The organism is Leucobacter sp. UT-8R-CII-1-4 (assembly GCF_030010235.1).
Classification (GTDB): Bacteria; Actinomycetota; Actinomycetes; order Actinomycetales; family Microbacteriaceae; genus Leucobacter.
The window spans coordinates 201,198-222,930 of sequence record NZ_JASCRS010000001.1; the positions used below are offsets into that span (position 1 = coordinate 201,198).

Annotated in this window: 18 protein-coding genes and 1 tRNA gene; 5 read left to right on the plus strand and 14 right to left on the minus strand. The window is 58.3% G+C overall.

Annotation, left to right across the window (positions count from 1 at the left end; all coding sequences use genetic code 11):
• Positions 1 to 36: 36 nt before the first annotated feature.
• Together prfB and QBL02_RS00945 are read right to left on the minus strand one after the other, a co-directional pair.
• Positions 37 to 1,146, minus strand: coding sequence for a peptide chain release factor 2 (prfB, locus tag QBL02_RS00940; protein WP_282724474.1), 1,110 nt, complete (start codon positions 1,144 to 1,146; stop codon positions 37 to 39).
• 41 nt (positions 1,147 to 1,187) lie between these two features.
• Positions 1,188 to 2,624, minus strand: a complete 1,437-nt coding sequence (locus QBL02_RS00945) for a PLP-dependent aminotransferase family protein (protein ID WP_282724475.1) — start codon at positions 2,622 to 2,624, stop codon at positions 1,188 to 1,190.
• Between the two features lie 61 nt (positions 2,625 to 2,685).
• On the opposite strand from QBL02_RS00945, the gene QBL02_RS00950 reads away from it, so the two are divergent.
• On the plus strand, positions 2,686 to 3,330 hold the full coding sequence (locus tag QBL02_RS00950; RefSeq protein WP_282724476.1) for a hypothetical protein: 645 nt from the start codon (positions 2,686 to 2,688) through the stop codon (positions 3,328 to 3,330).
• A gap of 10 nt (positions 3,331 to 3,340) precedes the next feature.
• Here QBL02_RS00950 and QBL02_RS00955 read toward each other — a convergent pair whose 3' ends face one another.
• The 5 genes from QBL02_RS00955 to QBL02_RS00975 all read right to left on the minus strand — a co-directional run bounded on the left by QBL02_RS00955 (position 3,341) and on the right by QBL02_RS00975 (position 9,030).
• Positions 3,341 to 4,765, minus strand: coding sequence for an APC family permease (locus tag QBL02_RS00955; RefSeq protein ID WP_282724477.1), 1,425 nt, complete (start codon positions 4,763 to 4,765; stop codon positions 3,341 to 3,343).
• A gap of 194 nt (positions 4,766 to 4,959) precedes the next feature.
• Positions 4,960 to 5,763, minus strand: a complete 804-nt coding sequence (locus tag QBL02_RS00960; RefSeq protein ID WP_282724478.1) for an ABC transporter permease — start codon at positions 5,761 to 5,763, stop codon at positions 4,960 to 4,962.
• Positions 5,760 to 6,620, minus strand: a complete 861-nt coding sequence (locus tag QBL02_RS00965; protein WP_282724479.1) for an ABC transporter permease — start codon at positions 6,618 to 6,620, stop codon at positions 5,760 to 5,762. The genes QBL02_RS00960 and QBL02_RS00965 overlap by 4 nt, the downstream gene beginning before the upstream one ends.
• Before the next feature lie 8 nt (positions 6,621 to 6,628).
• On the minus strand, positions 6,629 to 7,816 hold the full coding sequence (locus QBL02_RS00970) for an ABC transporter ATP-binding protein (protein WP_282724480.1): 1,188 nt from the start codon (positions 7,814 to 7,816) through the stop codon (positions 6,629 to 6,631).
• Entirely contained in the window at positions 7,816 to 9,030 is a 1,215-nt protein-coding gene (locus QBL02_RS00975) for a spermidine/putrescine ABC transporter substrate-binding protein (RefSeq protein ID WP_282724481.1), read from the minus strand. The genes QBL02_RS00970 and QBL02_RS00975 overlap by 1 nt, the downstream gene beginning before the upstream one ends.
• 250 nt (positions 9,031 to 9,280) lie before the next feature.
• On the opposite strand from QBL02_RS00975, the gene QBL02_RS00980 reads away from it, so the two are divergent.
• The 3 genes from QBL02_RS00980 to QBL02_RS00990 all read left to right on the plus strand — a co-directional run bounded on the left by QBL02_RS00980 (position 9,281) and on the right by QBL02_RS00990 (position 11,839).
• Positions 9,281 to 9,745 (plus strand): Lrp/AsnC family transcriptional regulator, encoded by a 465-nt coding sequence (locus tag QBL02_RS00980; protein ID WP_282724482.1) that lies wholly within the window; start codon positions 9,281 to 9,283, stop codon positions 9,743 to 9,745.
• A gap of 2 nt (positions 9,746 to 9,747) precedes the next feature.
• Positions 9,748 to 11,139, plus strand: coding sequence for an aspartate aminotransferase family protein (locus QBL02_RS00985; RefSeq protein ID WP_282724483.1), 1,392 nt, complete (start codon positions 9,748 to 9,750; stop codon positions 11,137 to 11,139).
• A 148-nt stretch (positions 11,140 to 11,287) separates the two neighbouring features.
• The gene (locus QBL02_RS00990) at positions 11,288 to 11,839 is read left to right on the plus strand and encodes a hypothetical protein (protein WP_282724484.1); all 552 of its coding nucleotides are present in this window, start codon (positions 11,288 to 11,290) and stop codon (positions 11,837 to 11,839) included.
• Positions 11,840 to 11,911: 72 nt separating this feature from the next.
• On the opposite strand, the gene prfA is transcribed toward QBL02_RS00990, so the two are convergent.
• From prfA to argS, 7 genes are all read right to left on the minus strand, one after another.
• Complete coding sequence (prfA, locus tag QBL02_RS00995) at positions 11,912 to 12,985, minus strand: peptide chain release factor 1 (protein WP_282724485.1); 1,074 nt, start codon at positions 12,983 to 12,985, stop codon at positions 11,912 to 11,914.
• A gap of 16 nt (positions 12,986 to 13,001) precedes the next feature.
• Positions 13,002 to 15,035, minus strand: coding sequence for a transcription termination factor Rho (gene rho / locus QBL02_RS01000; RefSeq protein ID WP_282724486.1), 2,034 nt, complete (start codon positions 15,033 to 15,035; stop codon positions 13,002 to 13,004).
• 126 nt (positions 15,036 to 15,161) lie between these two features.
• Positions 15,162 to 16,079, minus strand: a complete 918-nt coding sequence (gene thrB / locus QBL02_RS01005; protein ID WP_282724487.1) for a homoserine kinase — start codon at positions 16,077 to 16,079, stop codon at positions 15,162 to 15,164.
• The gene (locus QBL02_RS01010) at positions 16,076 to 17,389 is read right to left on the minus strand and encodes a homoserine dehydrogenase (protein ID WP_282724488.1); all 1,314 of its coding nucleotides are present in this window, start codon (positions 17,387 to 17,389) and stop codon (positions 16,076 to 16,078) included. The genes thrB and QBL02_RS01010 overlap by 4 nt, the downstream gene beginning before the upstream one ends.
• Positions 17,390 to 17,444: 55 nt before the next feature.
• On the minus strand, positions 17,445 to 18,833 hold the full coding sequence (lysA, locus tag QBL02_RS01015) for a diaminopimelate decarboxylase (RefSeq protein ID WP_282724489.1): 1,389 nt from the start codon (positions 18,831 to 18,833) through the stop codon (positions 17,445 to 17,447).
• Positions 18,834 to 18,874: 41 nt separating this feature from the next.
• Complete coding sequence (locus QBL02_RS01020) at positions 18,875 to 19,699, minus strand: LmeA family phospholipid-binding protein (RefSeq protein WP_282724490.1); 825 nt, start codon at positions 19,697 to 19,699, stop codon at positions 18,875 to 18,877.
• Between the two features lie 20 nt (positions 19,700 to 19,719).
• The gene (gene argS / locus QBL02_RS01025) at positions 19,720 to 21,423 is read right to left on the minus strand and encodes an arginine--tRNA ligase (RefSeq protein WP_282724491.1); all 1,704 of its coding nucleotides are present in this window, start codon (positions 21,421 to 21,423) and stop codon (positions 19,720 to 19,722) included.
• A 141-nt stretch (positions 21,424 to 21,564) separates the two neighbouring features.
• Between argS and QBL02_RS01030 the strand changes: the two genes are divergently transcribed.
• Positions 21,565 to 21,637, plus strand: a tRNA-Arg gene (locus QBL02_RS01030).
• The last annotated feature ends 96 nt before the right edge of the window (positions 21,638 to 21,733 follow it).

Below are 21,733 nucleotides of genomic sequence, written 5' to 3' on the forward strand. Positions count from 1 at the left end.
CGAACCCAGCCTCAACCTGAACTGTTGCTATGAAAGTTAGGAATTCTTGTTCAGCGAGCGCCAGCGAATACCCGCCGCGATAAATCCGTCAAGATCACCGTCGAAGACGGCATCTGGCTGTGAGCTTTCGTGGCCGGTGCGCAGGTCTTTGACGAGTTGCTGACCGTAGAGGAAGTACGAGCGAATCTGGTCACCCCAGCTTGCGGTGACAGATCCAGCGAGTTCCTTCTTTTTGGCAGCTTCTTCTTCGCGCTGCAGCAGCAAGAGCCTCGTCTGCAAGACGCGCATTGCGGCGGCACGGTTCTGGATCTGGCTCTTTTCGTTCTGCATCGACACCACAATTCCGGTGGGAATGTGCGTGATACGCACCGCAGAGTCAGTAGTGTTCACCGACTGACCACCGGGGCCCGATGAACGGTAAACATCAACACGAATGTCAGTTTCGGGCACGTCAACGGCAGTTGCTTCTTCCAGCAGTGGGATCACTTCGACCCCGGCAAAGCTGGTCTGGCGCTTGTCAGCAGAACCGAATGGGCTGATTCGAGCGAGGCGGTGCGTACCCGCCTCTACCGAAAGCGTTCCGAACGCATACGGCGCGTCAATCTCGAAGGTGGCTGACTTAATACCGGCGCCTTCGGCGTAGCTTGTGTCGAGCACCTTGCTGGTGTAGCCGTGCTGCTCAGCCCAGCGCAGGTACATACGCAAGAGCATTTCGGCGAAGTCAGTTGCGTCGTCGCCGCCAGCACCTGAACGAATAGTCACCACTGCCGAACGCTCGTCGTATTCGCCAGAGAGCATCGTCTGCACTTCAAGTTCAGCGACCATCGCTTCGATATCGCCGAGTTCGCGCGCAGCTTCAGCCTCGGTAGCTTCGTCGTCGGCTTCACGGGCCAATTCGACGAGCACTTCAAGGTCGTCGATACGAGCCTCAACGCCGCGCAACTTATTCACGCGCGACTTGTGGTGACTCAGCTTGCTGGTGACCTTTTGTGCGGAGTCTGGGTCATCCCACAGCCCCGGAGCTGCCGCCTGTTCTTCGAGCTCAATGATTTCGCGCTCAAGGCGCTCCAAATCAAGCACCGCCGCAATATCAGCATAGGTAGAGCGGACAGCGCGAATGCGTGCATTGAAATCGATATCGAGCATGATGGATTCAAGCTTACTCCGCGAGGAGCGCGCTGCCCTACCTAGATCACCGCACTGGCCAATTGTGGCGGTGCAGAACTCTGTGGCCCGGCGGCCCATGCTGCCTCAAGCATGGCCACTGCGTCGCCAAGATCCGCTTCGCTCGCTGAAAACGGGATCCTCAAGAAGCGCTCGAATACTCCCGGACTACCGAATCTCGGGCCCGGGGTGATTTGCAGCCCAAGCTTTGAGCATTCCCGGCTCAGCGCGGAGCTTCGCTGCTCACCCAGATCCACCCAAACGCAGACTCCCCCGATTGCCTGTGACACCCGCCACGAAGGCAATTGTGCGCCAAGCTGTTCTATCAGCGCTCGGTGCTGCGCAGTCAGTGACTTGGTGCGGTCAAGCAGAATTTCGTCGTAGTGGTCGAATGCGAGCGTGGCCAGCACTTGCTCCCAACTGCTCGTGCCAAGGTCGCCGATCCTGCGAGAGACCTCGAGCTGAGCGATCAGATCTGGGGCGGCGCGGATCCACCCAACCCGAAGTCCTCCCCATACCGTTTTTGAGAGTGAACCGACGGTGATCACTCGATCCTGTTCGTGTGGCAGCGCCGCCGAAGCGGCAAACGGCAGCACCGTGCGTGTTTCGCGCAGCGTCAACTCTGCGGTGGTTTCGTCAACAATGATGTACCCGCCCCTGGCGCTCAGCTCGGTGATGATCTGTGCGCGCAGCTCTTGCGGCATGCTCAGTCCTGTGGGGTTGTGATGATCTGGAATCAGGTAACTGAGTGTCGGTGAGGTTCGGCGCACCGTGTCGATGGTGAGTTCTGGATCATGCCCGTCGAGCATCACCGGCAGATCTGCCACAAGCGCCCCGGTTGCGGCGAGCGCTTCGCGGGCGTGCGGGTAACTTGGTGATTCGATGAGGCTGCGGTCGCCCCGGGAGAGCAGCGTGCGCGCAATCAAATAGATCGCGTGTTGCGCACCCACTGTGACCATAATCTGCTCCGCACTGGTGGCAAGGCCCCGCTGTGTGTAGCGCGCCGCAATTCGTTCGCGCAGTTCAGCGCGTCCGAGTGTGTCATAGCCTGCGAGTTCAAAGGTTTCGGGGTGTTCGTTCATTGCCCTGGCGGCAAGCATCGGCAGTCCGGACCACGGTTCTGGGATCGCCCTGGTGAGGTCAACCACTGCACCGGATTCATCGTTTGCAGTTCCTGCGTCGACGACACGGGGCGCGCGAATGACCGTGCCCGAGCCCTGTCTTGTGAGGGCGACACCGGTTTCGCGAAGGCGCTGGTAACAGGCACTCACCGTGGTTCGACTCAGCCCAAGCTCTTCCGAAAGCGGTCGTTCAGCGGGCAAGACGGCGCCCGGAGGAAGCACTCCGTCGCGCACCAGCAGCTCAATGCTTGCCGCGAGTTCGAGATAGCTGTGCCCGTGCCCTCGCCAGTTGCCGAGGAGGTTGGTGAGTCTGCGCGCTGTGAGTCGTTGCGAAACCATAAGGCCACTTTAAGCAGATCGGCCTCTTGATTACCAGTCCAATTTAAAGTGGACTGTACTCATGACGTTCCGATTGATTCGCCTCATCCCCGGGCTCCTGCTCTACGGCATTGCTGACGCCTTCATGATTCGCGCAGCAATTGGGGTGGATTCCTGGACCGTCTTCGCGCAGGGTGTTTCACTGCGCACCGGGCTCAGCATTGGCTTGCTCACGAACATCATCGGCCTTCTGGTATTGCTACTGTGGATCCCCCTGCGCCAAAAACCCGGCATGGGCACCGTGCTCAACATTCTGCTCGTCGGCCCCGGCATCGAACTCGGGCTCTGGCTATTGCCCACTCCCGAGGCGCTGTGGCTGCGCATTGTCTTTTTCACAATTGGCCTGTTATTACTCGCCGTCTCAAGCGGAATATATATCGGCGCGCATCTTGGCCCCGGCCCACGCGACGGTCTGATGACGGGCATTCACGCCCGCTACGGCACCCCGATCTGGGTCGCTCGCACCGGCGTTGAAGTGACAGTGCTGGTCATCGGCTGGATTCTTGGCGGCAATGTCGGCGTTGGAACGGTGGCCTTTGCGCTGCTCATCGGTCCCCTGTGCAATCTCACGCTGCCACTTTTTGATCCTCAACACTGGCAGCGCAGAAAACACGAAAGCCGCCAGACCTCCGCACCAATGCTGGGCGAGGATCCGGCGGCCGCGTAGCCACTCGAAGTTACTGAGCGTTGCTGTCGTCTGGAATCTTGTTGAAGCCAGTGACCGGCTGATCCTCGTCGAACGAGGCTGCCTTGCGCTTGAAACCGCGTGACAGCACGATCAGGTAAACAAAACCGATTGCTGCCCAGATCACACCACCGATCAGCGCGTCGGCGTGCAGATTGGCCCAGAGGATACCCGTCATCACGACGCCGATTGACGGCATAACGATGAAGTTGAAGATGTCCTTGAACGTCTTGCGGCGGCCCTTACGAATCGCAAACCAGGCAATCACCGAAATATTCACGAAGCTAAACGCGATCAGTGCACCGAAGTTAATAAACGCGGCGATCATTTCAAGCGTGAAGGCGATCGCGAGCATGCAGACGAGGCCCGTCAACACAATGTTGAAGGTTGGGGTGTGGGTCTTCGGGTTGATGTAGCCGAAGTACTTCTTTGGCAGCACGTTGTTGCGGCCCATCACGAGCAGCATACGAGACACCGAAGCGTGCGAGGCGAGGCCCGATGCGAGCGTCGCGCAGAAGCCAGCAGCGGTGAGCACGGCCATCAGCCACTTGCCACCAACAGCCTCACCGATCATCGGCAGTGTCGAGTCTTCGATGAACTGCATATCGCCGCCAGGAGCGAAGAAATTCCAATCGGTGAAACGAGCCTGGGTGAAGTAACCAGCGATCAAGAAGATGGCGCCACCGAGCAGCACGGTAAGGATCAGTGCGCGCGGCACAATCTTTGGCGTGCGTGCCTCTTCGACGTACATGGTGACAGCGTCAAAGCCGATGAACGAGAAGCAGACGATAGTTGCACCCATCAGCACGGCACCCATGGTTACGCCGTCGTGAATGAATGGCTGCATCGTCGCGACCGATCCAACCCCCTCGCCGCCAGCAAGCTGAGCCCACACCATGACAACAAACACGGTCATAACGACGATCGAGAACACCAGCAGAATCATGTTCACGTTGGAGGTGCCACGCATCGTGAGGTAAATGATGCCCGTGGTGAGCGCGCAGTACAGCACCACCCAGATCCAGCCGGGAATCCCGGGGAAGACAGCCTCAAGGTAGCTACGAATGATCAAGCAGTTCACCATTGGCAACAGCATGTAGTCAATCAGTGAGGTCCAACCGACCATGAAGCCTACATTTGGGTGAATAGATTCGCGTACATAGGTGTACGCCGATCCAGCGCTTGGAATAGCACCAGACATCTTGCCGTAGCTGACCGCGGTAAAAATCATCACAATCAGGGCCACAAGGTATGCGAGCGGCACGACGTTGTTCGTGTCACGAGCCACCATACCGAAGGTGTCAAACACCACGGTCGGTGTCATATAACCAAGGCCAAGACCGACAATTGCCCAAAGACCAAGGTTACGTTTCAGCGATGCGCCCTTTGCCACACCAGGCGCTGCAGTTGTTGCCATGTTCTCTCCTTTAAGAACCACTTTTGTTCGTCAATCAGCCAAAAAACCGCGGTGTTCCAGCGACAGACTCCCACACACTACACCCACAAGGCGTCCAGGAGATAGCGTGCACCGGTTATCCACAAAAACAGCACGAGTGTCTGCTTTTTCTAAAGAGATAGTTCCAAGAAAAAGCAGACACTCGCGCTAGCGCACTAAGAACGTGCCATTCGTTTTTGTTTATTGATGTTCACCATCTGCACGATGATGACAAGCGCCAAGGCACCGAAGAACACAATCGAAGCAAGCACATTCGCCTGCGCCGGAACACCCTTCAAAGCCGAAACGTAGATGAACTTCGGGAAGGTCGTTGCAGTACCCGAGTTGAAGTTCGTAATGATGAAGTCATCAAAAGACAGCGCAAAACTCAGAAGCGCTGCACCAATGATTCCCGGCATCAACATTGGCATTGTGACGCGCCAGAACACCTGCCCTGGTGATGCGTACAAGTCCCTGCCTGCCTCTTCGATCGACGGATCGAGGGAAGCAACACGAGCCTTTACCGCAACCACAACGTACGAGATGCAGAACATAGTGTGGGCCAAGATGATCGTGCCGATTCCCTTTTCAACGCCGGCCAGCAAGAACTGCGCTGCGAGGCCAGCACCAAGCACGACCTCCGGGGTCGCCATCGGCGTAAAGAGCAGGAGACTCACCGTGGAGCGCCCCTTGAACTTGTAGCGCACAAGCGCAATCGCGATCATTGTGCCAAGCACGGTCGCAATCACCGTTGCAATCACGCCAACCAGGATGCTATTGCCAAAGGCAGTACACACCTGCGGTGCGCCACAGGGATTCTGCCAATTCGCAAGCGAGAAGCCATTCCAGATGATGTTGTTGCGGCCGCGCTTTTCGTTGAACGAGAAGAGCACAACGTGCACAATCGGCAAGAGCAAATAGATAAGAGCAATCGTGCCAACCACCGGCACAAAGGCTTTGCCAAGGCTGAAGTTTTTCACAGCAAATCCTCCGCCCCGCTCTTACGCACATAGGTCGCCACAATGATCAGAATAATCACCATCAAAATGATCGAGAGTGATGCTGCCATCGGGTAATTCTGCGTCTGCAAAAAGTTCGACTCAATAACGTTGCCGATCATGGCTGTTCCGGTACCACCGAGAAACTCTCGGGAGGCATTCACATAGTCACCCGACATCGGAATAAAGCTGAGCAGAGTGCCCGAGACAATGCCCGGCATCGAAAGCGGCAGCGTCACCTTACGAAACACCGTTGCTGGTGATGCGTAGAGGTCACTCCCGGCTTCAATCAGGCGAAGATCCAACGCCTGCAATGACGCAAACATCGGCAAGACCATGAACGGAATGAAGTTGTACACCAGACCGAAGATCACCGAGAAGTGCGTGCCAATCAATTCGCTCGGCAATATTGACTTCCATGCAAGTGTTCGCAGCAAGAAGCTAATAAAGAAGGGAGCGATCACCAGAATAAGCAGAATGCCCTGCAGCATCGGGCGATGCCGTACCTTCACACCAATCAAATACGCCAGTGGGTAGCTGATCAACAAGCCAATAATGGTTGCAGTCAGCGAATATGCGAAGGATCGCAAAATGTGGGGCCAGTACTCCTGCATGGCAGCCCAGTAGTTCGAGAATTGAGCCGCAGCAACGTATTGCCCGATCCCACCCGAATCCGCTGGAGCCTGCAAAGAGGTAATTGCGAGTTGGATAAACGGCGCTACAAAAAACAGCAGCATGTAGGCGATGCCGGGCGCGAGAAGTAGCAGCGCTATCCACCCACGCTTTTTTGGCGCCTGTTCAACGACCTTCGCGCTGGCCGAGAAAGCGGTAAAAGCCATGACCGCCCCTATCCGGCAAGCCCAGCTTGCGCGGCGATAGCCTGCGTCGAGAGATCCGCGGTGAGCGCGCCCGTCTCGAGGCGATCATCGGCAAGCCCAAAGGTGTGCTCAACCAGCCAGCTCAGCCAAACTTGATCACCGAGGTGAGCCGCAGGTCCCGCCTCAACGTTCTGCGCAAAGACCTGCACACTCCCCGCACCCGGCACCTCAACCGTGTACTGGGTACTGACGCCAATAAAGGAGACATCAGTGATCTGTCCCGGGCCAATCACATTCTGCGATGCGTCACCAGCTGGCGCACTCGCGTGCAGCCTCAGCTTCTCGGGGCGCACGCCCACAGTCATTTCACCGCTTTCGCGTTCGCTTCGGCGACGAGGCACACTGATTCGGCCTGCTGCAGACACTGTGTGAATCACCTGGTCGGTGCCACCATCAACGTCAACACTGAATAGATTCGATTGACCAAGGAAGTTCGCCACAAACACCGTCTTGGGAAGTTCGTAGAGTTCTTCCGGGGCGCCCATCTGCTCAATGCGCCCCTTATTCATCACGGCCACGGTGTCAGCCATAGTCATGGCCTCTTCTTGGTCGTGCGTCACGTGCAGGAAGGTAAGGCCAACTTCTTGTTGAATCTGTTTCAACTCAAATTGCATCTGCCTGCGCAGCTTCAGATCGAGCGCACCAAGTGGCTCATCAAGCAGCAGCAGTGCCGGCCGGTTGACCACGGCGCGGGCGAGTGCGACACGCTGTTGCTGGCCACCCGAAAGCTGGGCCGGTTTGCGGTCGGCGATGTGGTCCAGCTCCACCAGTTGCAAGGCTTCATGCGCTTTTGCAACAGGGTTCCCGATTGCTCTGCGGCGCAAACCGAAAGCAACATTTTCAAGAATCGTCATATGCGGGAAAAGCGCGTACGACTGGAACACCGTGTTCACTGGCCGCTTGTGCGGCTTCAACGCCGTGACATCACGCCCACCGAGCAAAATCTTGCCTTCGGTGGGGTCTTCAAGCCCAGCAACCAAACGCAGTGTGGTGGTCTTTCCGCAGCCTGATGGACCGAGTAGCGCAAAAAATGAGCCAGCCGGAATCGTCAGGTCGAGATGCTCGATCGCAGTGAACCCCGGAAAACGCTTTTGAATACCAACAAGTTCTAGGTCGGCGCCAGACTCAGCAAATGACCCCTGATTCGACTGTGCCATTAGAGCCCCAACACCTTCTGGAACTCAGTCGAATACTTCTTGTCTTCTTCTGGACTGAGTGTGCGGAAGGTGTGCAGACGAGTCCAATCTTCTTCGGAAGGGAAGATCAGCGGGTTGTCTGCGTTCTCTGGGTTGATCTCCTTCATGGCTTCCTGCGTGCCCTTCACCGGTGGCACAAAGGTCACATAGTCGGCCACCTGTGCCATCACCACTGGGTCGTAGTAGTAGTTGATCATCTCTTCAACGAGCGGCTTCTGGCTTGCCTCGGTGCCATTTGGAATGGTGAAGGAGTCAGCAGCGATCATGCCGCCTGCCTCCGGCACTTCCATAGTCCACTGATTGCCTTCTTCGGCGTTCATCATGATCACATCGCCGGTCCATGCCATAGCGGCCAGCGTGTCGCCGCGCTGCAGATCCTGCGTATACGAGTTGCCCTTAACGTTCTTAATCTGACCGCTCTTGATACCGTCGTCGAGCCAAGCGAGCGCTTCGTCCCATTCTTTGTCTCCCCAGGCCCCAGCCGGGTCGTAGCCGAGGCCGGCAAGGATCATCCCCATGGTGTCGCGCAGCTCGGTCAGCACGCCCACCTTGCCCTTGAGCTCTGGGCGCATAAAGTCTTCGAGTGTCTTAATGCCGTTTGGCACCGCTTCTGTGTTCCAGACGTAGCCCGAAGCTGGCAGCTGCCAAGGAATGGTGAATTTGCGACCCGGATCAACATCGAGTGCGTCCCACTGAGCATCGACCAGGTTGGCCTTCACATTCGGCAGATTCGCGTAGTCAAATTCTTGAACCTGGTTGGCCTGAATCAGACGTGCGTTCATCCAGTCAGTGAAAGTGATGACGTCGTAGCCGACCGACTGATCTTGCGCGAGCTGATCTTTGATCTTTCCGTAGAAAGTGTTGTTGTCGTCGATGTCTTCGATGTACTGGACACCAATGCCGGTCTCTGCTGTGAAGTTGTCGAGTGAATCCCAGCTACCAGTTTCTTCGTTGAAATCGAGGTAATAGGTCCAGTTGCCCCAGATGATGTTGCCAGCTTCACCGCCGCCACCGCCACCGCCTCCGCCTGGGGCGCAGGCAGCGAGGCCAGCAACGCCAGCGGTTGCGCCGACAGCACCGGCGCCTTTGAGAAGTTGACGTCGATTGAACTGCTGCTGACGCACCATGTTCACAATGTTGCGTACAACGGGGTCTTCAGACATACGGCTCGCCACAATGGACTCCTTCGAAATAGTCGAGTGGGTTCACTTAAGCGACGAGCTTCCTCAGGCATCGTCGCCTAATTGGTCGCTTTGACTATCCCACAGCTCTTCCTCCCCGGCAATACATTGCTGTAATTTCAGCGCATTCTTGACGAAACAGTTACATAAGGGAAGGGCCTGCTACGGATTTCGCAGCTGTTTCACGGGGTTTGCTTCGGAATCAGCAGTTGCGGCCATCTTGTTTCAATGAGATGATCGGTTTGTGAGTAAACGAACCCGTCCGTCACTCGACGCGACGTCAAAAGCAATCATTGAGCAACTTCAGCTTGATGGTCGCCGTTCGTATGCCGAAATCGGCAAAGCGGTCGGTCTCAGCGAGGCTGCCGTTCGCCAGCGGGTACAGAAACTCACCGACGCCGGGGTCATGCAGATAGTGGCAGTGACCGACCCGATGAGCCTTGGTTTCACACGCCAGGCCATGATCGGCGTTCGCGTTTCCGGCGACACCAGGGTCGTCGCCGACCGTCTCAGCGATATGCCAGAGGTTGCCTATGTGGTGCTTAGCGCCGGCTCCTTCGACATTCTCGCGGAGCTCGTCTGCGAAGACGACGAAGCGCTTATTGAAGTGCTGAATGAAAAGATTCGGCTCGTCGAGGGCGTTGCACGCACGGAAACGTTCGTCTACCTGCAACTCAAGAAACAGAAATACGACTGGGGAACACGATAACCATGTCTTTCGATCCAACTGCAGCGGTCGACACCGCAGCTCTCCAGGCTTCGGCCCGGAAGCACATGTGGCCGCACTTCACTAACCGCAAGGTCCTCAACGATGGCATTCCTGTCATCACCCGTGCTGAGGGTCACCACATCTACGATGCTGCTGGCAAGCAGTACATCGATGGCCTCGCAGGTCTCTTCGTTGTGAACGCTGGCCACGGCCGTGACCGCATCGTTCAGGCTGCCGCGAAGCAGATGAAGCAGCTCGACTTCATGCCAATCTGGTCGTACGCGCACCCAGCCGCCGTCGAGCTCTCGGAGCGTCTCGCTTCGTACGCTCCAGGCGAGATGAACAAGGTCTTCTTCACCACCGGTGGTGGCGAAGCTGTTGAGTCAGCGTTCAAGCTGGCTAAGCACTTCTGGAAGATCAAGGGTCAGCCAATGAAGCACAAGGTGATCTCGCGTTCGGTCGCGTACCACGGCACCCCTCAGGGCGCCCTGGCGATCACCGGTATCCCCGACATGAAGAAGTTCTACGAGCCGCTGACCCCAGGTGGTCACCGCGTTCCGAACACCAACCACTACCGCGCTGAAGAGATGGGTGCTCCTACCGATCTCGAGGCATTCGGCCAGTGGGCTGCAAACCGCATCGAAGAGGCAATCCTCTTCGAGGGTCCAGAGACTGTTGCTGCTGTCTTCCTCGAGCCAGTACAGAACTCGGGCGGCTGCTTCCCACCTCCCCCCGGATACTTCAAGCGCGTGCGCGAGATCTGCGACCAGTACGACGTACTGCTCGTCAGCGATGAGGTCATCTGTGCATACGGCCGCGTTGGCGATTTCTTCGCTTCGAAGGCACTCGGCTACGAGCCAGACATCATCACCTCGGCCAAGGGCATCACCTCGGGCTACGTCCCACTGGGTGCAATGATCGTTTCGGACAAGGTTTCGGAGCCATTCAACTCAACCGACAACACCTTCTACCACGGCTTCACCTTCGCTGGTCACCCAGCTGCAGCTGCTGCCGCGCTTGAGAACCTCGACATCTTCGAGGAAGAGGATCTCAACGGTCGCGTTCGCGAGAACAGCCCACTGTTCCGTGCAGAGCTCGAGAAGCTGCTCGACATCGACATCGTTGGTGACGTTCGCGGCGAGGGCTACTTCTTCGGCATTGAGCTTGTCAAGGACAAGGCAACCAAGGAGACCTTCAACGAGGCTGAGAGCGATCGCCTGCTGCGCGACTACCTCTCACCAGCCCTGTGGGACGCCGGCCTCTACTGCCGCGCTGACGACCGTGGAGACCCCGTTATCCAGCTCGCACCTCCGCTGACCATTGGTCCAGCTGAGTTCGCTGAGATCGGTGGCATCCTGCGCAGCGTTCTGAAGGACGCTTCGTCGAAGATCTAATCTTCTAGATGCCCAAAAGGCCCGCTCCGGTGTTCACCGGGCGGGCCTTTTGCGTACCGCTCACCCATTCCCGGCGACGGGTGAGCCGACCGGAAGCCCACGGAGGATTTGCTAGCTTATAGGCAGCATCAACGAAACGGAGAGCACCATGAACGAGGCACAACGACAGCAGGCGTGGGCGCGGATCCACGAGACTGGCGTGAGCACACAAGAGCTCAATTACCTCGCCGGCCTCTACCCAGAGTTTCTGCCCACGATTAGCGCGCATCCGAACTATGTGCCAGCACTGCCTCAACAGGCAGTAGAAACCACGGCAGCGACCCCAGCAGGTGCAGTCCCAGCCGGCCAGGCGGGCCACTCTGCACCGACCTCAATTTCGGATCCTCGCCTCAACGTGCCCGCGGTGTGCGCTCTGCTCGTGGCCGCGCTCGGCGCGCTCTTCAACTTCTTCGTCCCGTTCATTATCGACGTACTCGTCAACACAAACAGCATCGCTGCGATAGACCTGGCAATCAACGCCCCCATGCTCTGCGTCGCCATTGTTACCGCAGTTCTGGCCGGGCTCGCGCTTCGTCCATCATCGCCGGCGCGTGGCCGCTGGGCAGCCATTGCCGCATTTGGCGCGAGCGGGTTCCAGGTGCTCGCCATTGTCGCGCAGACTGCTGGCACCGCAAGCTTCGACGCGCTGCACTATTTCTAGCTCACTGGCATACAAGAGGGGCGTTGGATCAGCACTGCCGATCCAACGCCCCTCGTAAAGAGCTACGCTCCCCTAGCCGTTCAACGCGGCGAGGCGATCTTCTTCGTCCATGCGAATGCACGACTCGATAACAGCTTCCATAGCGCCGTTCATCACCTGGTCAAGGTTGTACGCCTTGAACCCGGTACGGTGATCGGCAATACGGTTCTCGGGGAAATTGTAGGTGCGAATGCGCTCCGAGCGATCCATCGTGCGGATCTGGCTAGAGCGGTGCGCCGAAGCCTCGGCAGCAGCTTCTTCCTGCTGACGCGCAAGCAAGCGGGCACGCAACACACGCATCGCCGCTTCACGGTTCTGCAACTGCGACTTCTCGTTCTGCATCGACACCACAATCCCCGTAGGCACGTGCGTAATACGCACCGCCGAGTCGGTCGTGTTCACCGACTGACCGCCAGGGCCAGATGAGCGATAGACGTCAATCTTCAGATCGTTCTGGCTAATCTCAACCTCTTCTGGCTCGTCTACCTCGGGGTAAACAAGCACACCGGTGGTTGAGGTGTGAATGCGCCCCTGAGACTCAGTGACGGGCACACGCTGCACGCGGTGCACACCACCCTCATACTTCAGATGAGCCCAGACACCCTGTGAGGGGTCGGTTGCGTTCGATTTGATCGCGATCTGCACGTTCTTGTAGCCACCGAGATCACTCTCGTCGGCTTCAATCATCTCGGTCTTCCAGCCCTTACTCTCTGCGTAGTGCATGTACATACGCAGCAGATCAGCACCGAAAAGCGCCGACTCAGCACCGCCTTCGCCACCCTTGATTTCAAGGATCACGTCACGAGCGTCGTCGGGATCACGCGGGATCAGCAGTCGACGAACCCGCTCTTGCGCTTCGGCGAGCTGCTCTTCGAGCACTGGCACCTCTTCGGCAAACGCGTCGTCTTCTTTTGCGAGTTCGCGCGCAGCCTCAAGATCGTCTTGCAACTGAATCCAGTTTTCGTGCGCGGCCTTGATCTTGCTGAGTTCGGCATAGCGACGATTTACTTTTTTCGCGCGAGCAGCATCTGCGTGCAGCGCTGGATCGGCGAGGTCTTCTTGCAACTGCTCGTGTTCAGCGAGCAGTCCAGCTACCTGTTCAAACATGTGAGGCTCCGGGGGGTTAGGCGTCGAGCTGACGCTGAGTCACCGCCAGGAACTCAACATTCGACGAAGTGCTTTCGAGCTGACTCAGCAGCTGCTCAAGCTCTGCAGCCGGGTGAAGACCCTGCTGTGCTCGGCGAATCCGGTTCATAACGCGCGCTTCAGCATCGCTTGTGAGGCGGGCCTCGTTGCGAGTTGACGAGTGCGCAAGGTCGACGGCTGGGAAAATACGGCGATCTGCAGCGTCACCGCTCAGACGAAGCTGCATGTTTGCAACTCCCTCAAGTTCGCTCAGCAGCGCCTCGTCAAGCTTCGACTCTGGCTGGGCGGAGACAGTCGCGATCAGAGTCAGTGAGCCGCCGTTTTCAATGTTGCGGGCTGCGCTCAGCAGTCGCTTCACTGGGTAGACAGCTGCAGCATCAAGGCTGCCTGCAGGCACACGAACAGCTGCCGGTGCTGCCAAGTTGTATGCACGGGCGAGGCTGGTCAGCGAGTCGATCAGCACGACAACATCGTGGCCCAGTTCCACGAGACGCTTTGCGCGCTCTACGGCGAGCTCAACGATCGTGGCGTGGTCTTCAGCGGGGCGATCAAAGGTCGAAGCGATCACTTCACCGTTGATGGTGCGCTGCAGCTCGGTAACCTCTTCTGGTCGCTCATCAATAACCACAAGCATGAGGTGGGCATCAGGCTGGTTCTGCGCAACTGCCTGAGCAACCTGGCGAAGCGCTGTGCTCTTGCCGGACTCGTGTGGGCCAACGATCAGGCCGCGCTGGCCCTTGCCGATTGGCGCAAAGAGGTCGATTACGCGTGAGCCGAGCTCGGTGGCATCAGTCTCAAGCCGGATACGCTCATTCGGGTGAATCGGAGTGAAGTCGGCGAACTCTGGGCGAGTCTGGTTTTCTTCGACTGGCTTCGAGTTGATCGAATCAACCTTGACGATTGCATTGTATTTCTGGCGGCCACTGCCCTCGTTTTCACGTGGCTGGCGAATTGCGCCAACAACGGCGTCGCCCTTGCGCAGGCCGTACTTTTTGACCTGGCCGAGGGAAACGTAGACGTCACCCGTACCGGGCAGGTAGCCGCTGGTACGTACAAATGCGTAGTTGTCGAGCACGTCGAGGATGCCTGCGATTGGCAGCAGCACATCGTCTTCGGTGATCTCTGGCTCGTCGTCGCTGCCGCCACGACGCTTGCGGTCACGCTGGCGCGTACGGCTCGATCGGGTCTGGCCGTCGTTATTGCCGTTGTTATTACGGCCATTATTGCCGTTATTGCTGTTGTTGCCGTTCGACTCAGCCTTGTCGCTCTGCTCTTCGCTTTCGGCTGGCTTTTCAGCTGACTCAGCGTCGGTGGCCTTCTGATCATTCTGATCTGCAGCCTGCTCGGCATTGTCGGTGTTGGCCTTGCGGCTACGCGTGCGGGTGTTGCGTTTGCGTGGGGTGCTCTCAGCCGCTTCTTCGGCGTTCTCTGCGGCTGGAGCCTCAGTTGCGTCACCCTTTGCCGCGCCTGCCTTAGCCGCGCCTGCCTTTGCCGCGCCTGCCTGAGCATCGTCGCCTGCGTCGGCAGCTGGCTGCTCATTCTTGGCAGAGTCAGCGTTTTCAGAAGCTGCGCTGGCCTGACGGCGACGGCGAGTTGCCGGAGCTTTCTTTGGTGCTGCGTCTTCGGGAGCCTCCGCAGCTGATTCAGCGGCCTTCTCGGCCTCAGCAGCTACGGCCTCGGGAGCTGCTACTGCGGCTTCATCTTCGACCGACTCAGCCTTCTTGCGCGCACGAGAGACGCGCTTTTTTGGCGCAGCTGGCTCGGCGGCGTCAGCCTCAGCTGCGACTGCGGGAGCCTCAGCTGCGGGTGCCTCAACTGCAGGTGCTTCGACGGCAGCGGCTGGCGCCTCATCGGTCGAAGCGGCGGTAACACGACGCGATGCGCGTCGGCGTACCGGTGCAGCGGTTTCTGCTGCTGGATTCTGGTCAGCGGCTGGCGCTGCTTCGCTGGAAGCTACCTGAGGCGCAGTGTTCTGCTCCTGGCTCTCTTCCGAAATGGAGTTCTGCTCCACGGTCGTCCTTTCGACAATGGTGCGCGTGTGCTACCACCGCAAACGCGGCACGCAATACGCACAACAAAAAGTTTCAATCACCGAGACGGTGAGGGAAGAATCCACGACGCGTGCGAGCGAAAGCCACTACGCGGGGATCACCTCTACTGTAGCACCCTTGATGTCAACAGCCAGGAAAAGCGGTGACCAATCCGCAGAAACCTGTGCAGCGAGCTCGGCAGCAGCGATGCGCTCCCCCGGATCCTCGGCAAGCACCAGCACCGACGGGCCGGCACCAGAAACGACCGCGGCGTATCCTGCTTCACGCAATGCGCTGATCAGATCACGAGTGGCCGGCATAGCTTCGCCTCGATAGTTCTGGTGCAGGCGATCCTCGGTTGCTTCAAAAAGCAACTCCGGACTCTGCGTCAGTGCGGCAACAAGCAAAGCAGAACGCGACACGTTAAACACGGCGTCTTCGTGCGGAACCTGCTTCGGCTGCAGACTGCGCGCAAACTCGGTAGACATCGTGAAGTTCGGCACAAACACGAGAGGCGATACACCACGGTGCACATTGAGCCGCTTGAAGCGAGGGGTGCCCTCGGCGTTCACCCAGGCAATGGTCAGCCCACCAAACAGGGCTGGCGCCACATTGTCAGGGTGCCCCTCGAGGTCGGTAGCGAAACGCAAAAGGTCGTCTTCGCTGAGTTCAATCGGGTCGGTATCAGCAGCGAGCAAACCGGCTGCAAGCATCACACCAGAAACGATTGCGGAACCCGAAGAACCCATACCCCGACCATGCGGAATTCGGTTGTGCGTCTCAATCTCGATACCAGGCATGGCACGACCAAGCTGCTCGAAGACGTACGCCGCAGAGCGAGCAACCAGATTGGTCTCGTCGGTAGGCACTTCGCCCTCGCCAATACCGGTGACGCTCACGCGCACACCGCTCTCGATGGTGCGAACGGTGAGCTCGTCGCCATAAGCGAGAGCGATACCGAGGGTGTCAAAGCCGGGACCAAGGTTGGCACTCGTGGCGGGAACGCGAACGCGCAGCTGAGTCATGAGTTTCCTTCGAGTCGGAGCACGCTCGTCACAGCAACGACAGCGTCGTTGGCGCGCAGAGCATCAACAGTTGCCGCAAGTTCAGCTTCGCGTGCGCTGTGAGTACCGATGACCAGCGAGGCGTGGCCAGCGGCCTCGTCTTCAGGCACCGCCTGTTCAACACTTGCAGCCGACACCCCGTGGTCAGCGAGCAGACCAGCGATCGTGGCAAGCACACCAGGCTCGTCGTGCACGCGCAGCATCACCTGGTAGCGCGTGGTGACCTCTTGCACCGGCAAAAGTGGCAACTCCGCGTGCGCTGAGCCAGGGATGCCCGGGCCACCGGCGACGTGACGGCGAGCCGCTGTCACCAGGTCACCCATCACGGCCGAAGCAGTCTCGACACCGCCGGCACCGGCACCGTAGAACATCAGTTCCCCAGCGGCTTCTGCCTCAACAAACACCGCGTTCTTACCACCGTGCACAGCTGCCAGTGGGTGTTCGCGGCTAATCAGGGCCGGGTAGACACGAGCCGAAACGCCTTCAAGACCATCAGCAGTGGTGAGACGCTCAGCGATAGCAAGCAGCTTGATCACATATCCGGCTCGCGAAGCAGCCTCGATCTGATCCAGCGTTACCTTCGTGATGCCCTCACGGTGCACTGAATCAACCGGCACATCGGTGTGGAAGGCGATACGCGCAAGAATAGTTGCCTTCTGCGCAGCGTCGTAGCCCTCAACATCGAGAGTTGGGTCTGCCTCAAGGTAACCGAGTTCACTAGCCACTCGCATTGCTTCTTCAGCCGAATCGCCAAAACGATCCATGCGGTCGAGAATGTAGTTCGTTGAGCCATTCACGATACCCATGACGCGCACAATATGATCGCCAGCGAGGCTCTCACGCAGCGGCCGGATGATAGGAATAGCGCCAGCAACAGCAGCCTCATACGACAGCTGCGCGCCGACCTGCTCAGCTGCCTGCGCAAGCTCAGGGCCGTGTGCCGCGATCAGAGCTTTGTTGCCGGTGATGACATCAGCGCCGCCTTCGATGGCACGCAGGATCAGGCTGCGCGCTGGCTCAATGCCGCCCATCAGCTCAATCACAATGTCTGCCCCAAGCACCAGCTGCTCAGCGTCAGTGGTGAAAAGCTCTCGTGGAAGCTCAACATCGCGCTTCGCATCAAGATCACGCACGGCAATACCGATCAGCTGCAGACGAGCGCCAATTCGGGCAGCGAGTTCATCGCCTTGGTCAAGCAGCAATCGAGCTACCTGTGAGCCAACCGAACCACTTCCGAGCAGCGCGACGCGGAGGTCGCGATATGCGTTCACGTGGATATCTCCATTCATTTCAGGTGAAGGGGGGTGAGGTTTTCGCAGCGAAGGATCAAAAGACCGAACGTGCGAGAAGTTCTTCTTCGGTTTCGCCACGCACAATGACGCGGGCTTCGCCGTTACGAATCGCGACTACCGCAGGACGCGGCAAGTAGTTGTAGTTGTTCGAAAGCGACCAGCAGTAGGCGCCCGTTGCTGCCACGGCAAGCAAATCGCCGGGTGCTACATCGGCGGGCAGCACATCGCGGGGCACAACAATATCTCCGGATTCGCAGTGTTTGCCAACCACACGCACGAGCTGAGCCTCTGCTTCGCTGGCCCGGTTTGCAAGCCGAACATGGTAGTCAGAACCGTAGAGAGCTGGTCGAGCGTTGTCGCTCATACCGCCATCGACGCTCACGTAGAGACGTGAACTGAATCCGAGGTCTGCGGGGTCGCCGGCAGCGTCGGAATCAGCAAGTTGCACCGACTTTGTGGTGCCAACCGTGTAGAGAGTAACACCGGACTGACCGATCACGCTGCGCCCCGGCTCAAAAGCGACCTTAGGCAGTGCGATACCGAGTTCGGCGCTCGTGGCAGCAGCGATGTCAGCCAACTGAGCTGCGAGCAGCTCAATGTCTGGCGCTTCCGCGGCCTGATCCGGGGTGTAGGCGATACCAAAACCGCCACCCAGGTTCAGCTCTGGAACCGGAGCACCAAGCACCGATTCAAGTTCTGCATACACCCCAAGCATGCGGCGAGCAGACTCGCGGAAAGCTTCGCTTGAGAAGATTTGAGAACCGATGTGGCAGTGCAGGCCGGCGAAATCGAGTGAGTCGTATGACGCAATGTTGGTCGAGAGTTCAACCGCGCGCGCGAGTGGCAAACCGAATTTTTGATCTTCGTGCGCCGTCGCAAGAAAGTCGTGCGCGCCAGCGTGCACACCGCTGTTGATACGAAGACGAACGCGCTGCCTTGTACCGGCAGCAGCCGCAGCTTCGGCGATCCTCGTAATCTCTTGTTCGCTATCGATAATCAAGGTGCCGACACCTGCTGCAACAGCGCGGGCAATCTCTGCCTCGCTCTTGTTGTTGCCGTGGAATCCGATTCGAGCCGGAGCTACTCCAGCCGCAAGTGCAACAGCGAGCTCACCCCCGCTTGCAACATCAATGTTCAGACCCTCTTCGACCATCCACTTTGCGACCTCGACGCACAAAAACGCCTTGCCCGCGTAATAAACAGTGGCCTCAGTGCCCACACGCGCGAATTCACGCTGCAGCGCCTCGCGGGTCTGCACTGCACGATCGCGTGCTGCCTGCTCGTCAATCACGTAGAGCGGCGTGCCGAAATGTTCGGCAAGTTCAGTCGCAGGCACATCGGCAATCTTCAGACGCCCGCATTCGCGGCCGCGACGGGCCGTAGGCGGAAACACGCGCTGGTCGATTGAATTCAGGTCATTCACTCGGCCAATTCTAGTGTGAATCGCATACCTGAGCAGGCTTGTTACGGAGCGGGGCAGGTACCCGGTTGCAGCTGCCGCTCGTTTGAGAGTAGATCGGGCGAAAGCTTGGCCGAGACAGTCGCAGATCCACCGAAGACATTTGACTTAAAAGCCACCTGAGACAGCGTGATACCCGCAGGCAACTGATCGCGCACACACACAACATGGGTGTCAAGGAATGTCGCAGCAGACTCGCCAAGCAGCGGACGCAACTCTTCTGTACTTAAGTCGAATCCGGCAGCACTCACCGAGGTTGGTCGCACCAACAAATCGCCACGATCTACCGATACTGCGAGAGTGGCCTTCAGCGGCACGTCGTAGCCGAACATTTGCATGGTTCGACCGAGCTCGATTTCGCCGTCCCGCACCGATCCCTCGTCGATCAGGCCATTGCTGACAAGCGCCATCACCGAGTTCATACTTTTCGAGGGAATCGTCACTGCCGCTCGCGCGCCAATAATCTCGCCCTTGCTCGGATCAAATGGCACCGACTCTGCATAGGCAAAAAGATTTGCCTCGATGCCATCAAAGACACTCACACTGTCAACCTTCATGCTGACATTGTTGACATGCCCAGTGAGCGCGGGAAAAAGCGCCGATCCCTTCAGATCAACCTCGACCGGATGATCTTTCGGCAGACCCATATTGTCGCGCACCACACCAGCGATCACGGTCGGAATGATGGCGCGCAGAGCAAGCTCGGCGAGCCCCGCAAGCGCCGCCACCGCAAGCAGCGCGACGAGCAGGCGCAACCAGAGCTTGGCCTTCTTTCGCGGTGCTGAAATAGGCGCCTCGGGCATCTCGACCGTGACTTCTGCCGTGCTCACTGAGTCTCGGTTCTCAGTACTTAGAGACGCTCTGGCGCGGTGACACCGAGCAGATCAAGACCGTTACGAATCACCTGACCGGCCGCATCATTCAGCCACAGACGGGTGCGGTGCAGATCACTGATCGGCTCTTCACCCTGTGGAATAACGCGGCAGCTGTCGTACCAGCGATGGAAATCTGCAGCCAACTCTTCAAGATAACGCGCGATACGATGCGGTTCTCGCAGTTCCGCCGCGCCGGCCACAATCGCTGGGTACTGCTGCAGCTTTCCGAGCAATTCAGTTTCGGTTTCATGAGTCAACAACGCTGGATCGAAGGCGTCATCACGACGAACGCCTGCAACTTCTGCGTTGCGAGCGACGGCGCAAGTGCGCGCATGAGCGTACTGCACATAGAACACGGGATTGTCGTTGGTGCGGCTGCGCAGCTTCTCACCCTCAAGCGAGAGCGGCGAATCAGCCGGGTAGCGAGCGAGCCAGTAACGAAGCGCGTCGCTACCAAGCCACTCGAGCAGGTCATCAAGCTCAACGATGTTGCCGGCACGCTTTGACAGGCGCGCGCCGTTCAGGTTGACCAGCTGCCCGATCAGCACCGTGATATCAGTCTCGATGTTGTCACCGGCAGCACCCGCAATAGCGGTGAGGCGGCCAATGTAACCGTGATGATCGGCACCGAGCAGGTAAATCTTCTCGCCAAACCCTCGATCTTTTTTGTCGAGGTAGTAGGCAGCATCTGCAGCGAAGTAGGTGTAAATACCATTGCCGCGAGTGAAGACGCGATCCTTGTCATCACCGAAATCGGTGGTGCGAACCCAAATTGCGTCGTCTGCTTCGAAGACATGACCCTGCTCGCGCAGGCGATCCACCGCTGCAGCAATTGGGCTCTTCTCGCCGTTCGCTCCCTCAGCGTGCAGGGTGCGCTCGGAGAAGTACAGGTCGAAGTGAACGTTGAAGCGCTCAAGAGAGTCTTTGATCTCGGCAAGCTGCTGCTGGTAGGCCGCTTCTTGAGTCATCTCAAGCGCTGCCTCGCGGTCGTTCGCAGCAATCTCGGCAAGATTTGGAATCTGCTCAAGCACCTTCTGGGCCAGCGCACCAATGTATTCGCCCGGGTAAGCGTCTTCTGGGGCCTCTTCGCCAAGAGCAGCGGCGAACACTGAACGCGCAAATTTATTCATCTGCGAACCGGCATCGTTGATGTAGTACTCGTTCGATACCTCAGCGCCAGCTGCGCGAAGCACCCGAGAAATCGAATCTCCGAGCGCCGCCCAACGGGTGTGACCAAGATGTAGCGGCCCGGTGGGGTTCGCGCTCACAAACTCAAGGTTGATTTTCTGCCCGGCAAGCACGTCGGTGCGGCCGTAGTTTTCACCCTGCTCGACGACACGGCGAGCAGTCTCGCCAGCACTTGCCGCGTCGAGCGTGATGTTAATAAATCCTGGGCCAGCAATTTCGGTCTTCGCAACACCGTCGATTTCGTCGACCTTTGCAGTGATCTGCTGGGCCAGTTCGCGCGGGTTCATTCCGATCCGCTTCGCAAATTTCATGGCGAGGTTCGAAGCCCAGTCACCGTGCTCACGGTTTTTGGGGCGCTCAGGGCTGGCATCTGCTGCGGTTACGAGGATCGCCTCGGCTTCGACACCCTCGGTTTCGGCAGCACGTCGTCGCTCAGCGATGATGTCGTTGAGAATGCGGGCGAGGTGTTCTGCGAGTTCTTGAGGGGTCACGAGGATCAATTCTACTGTTTCTTTGTGTAAGAGTTTCGCAGCAGCAAAAGTCTTGATTTTGGAAACTTGCCGTGGCTAGTTGTGTGGCCGGGGCACGCACGCAGCTTTGTGTGCGCTAGGCTGATTCTTGGCTTTGTGCTCGCCTCCGTAGCTCAGGGGATAGAGCACCTGTTTCCGGTACAGGCGGTCGGGGGTTCGAATCCCTCCGGGGGCACAAGTTGAAAAAAGAGGTCTCCATCACTTTTGTGGTGGAGACCTCTTTGTTTTAGATCGCGTGGACGTTGTCGAGTACTGCCCGCTCGCGATTGGT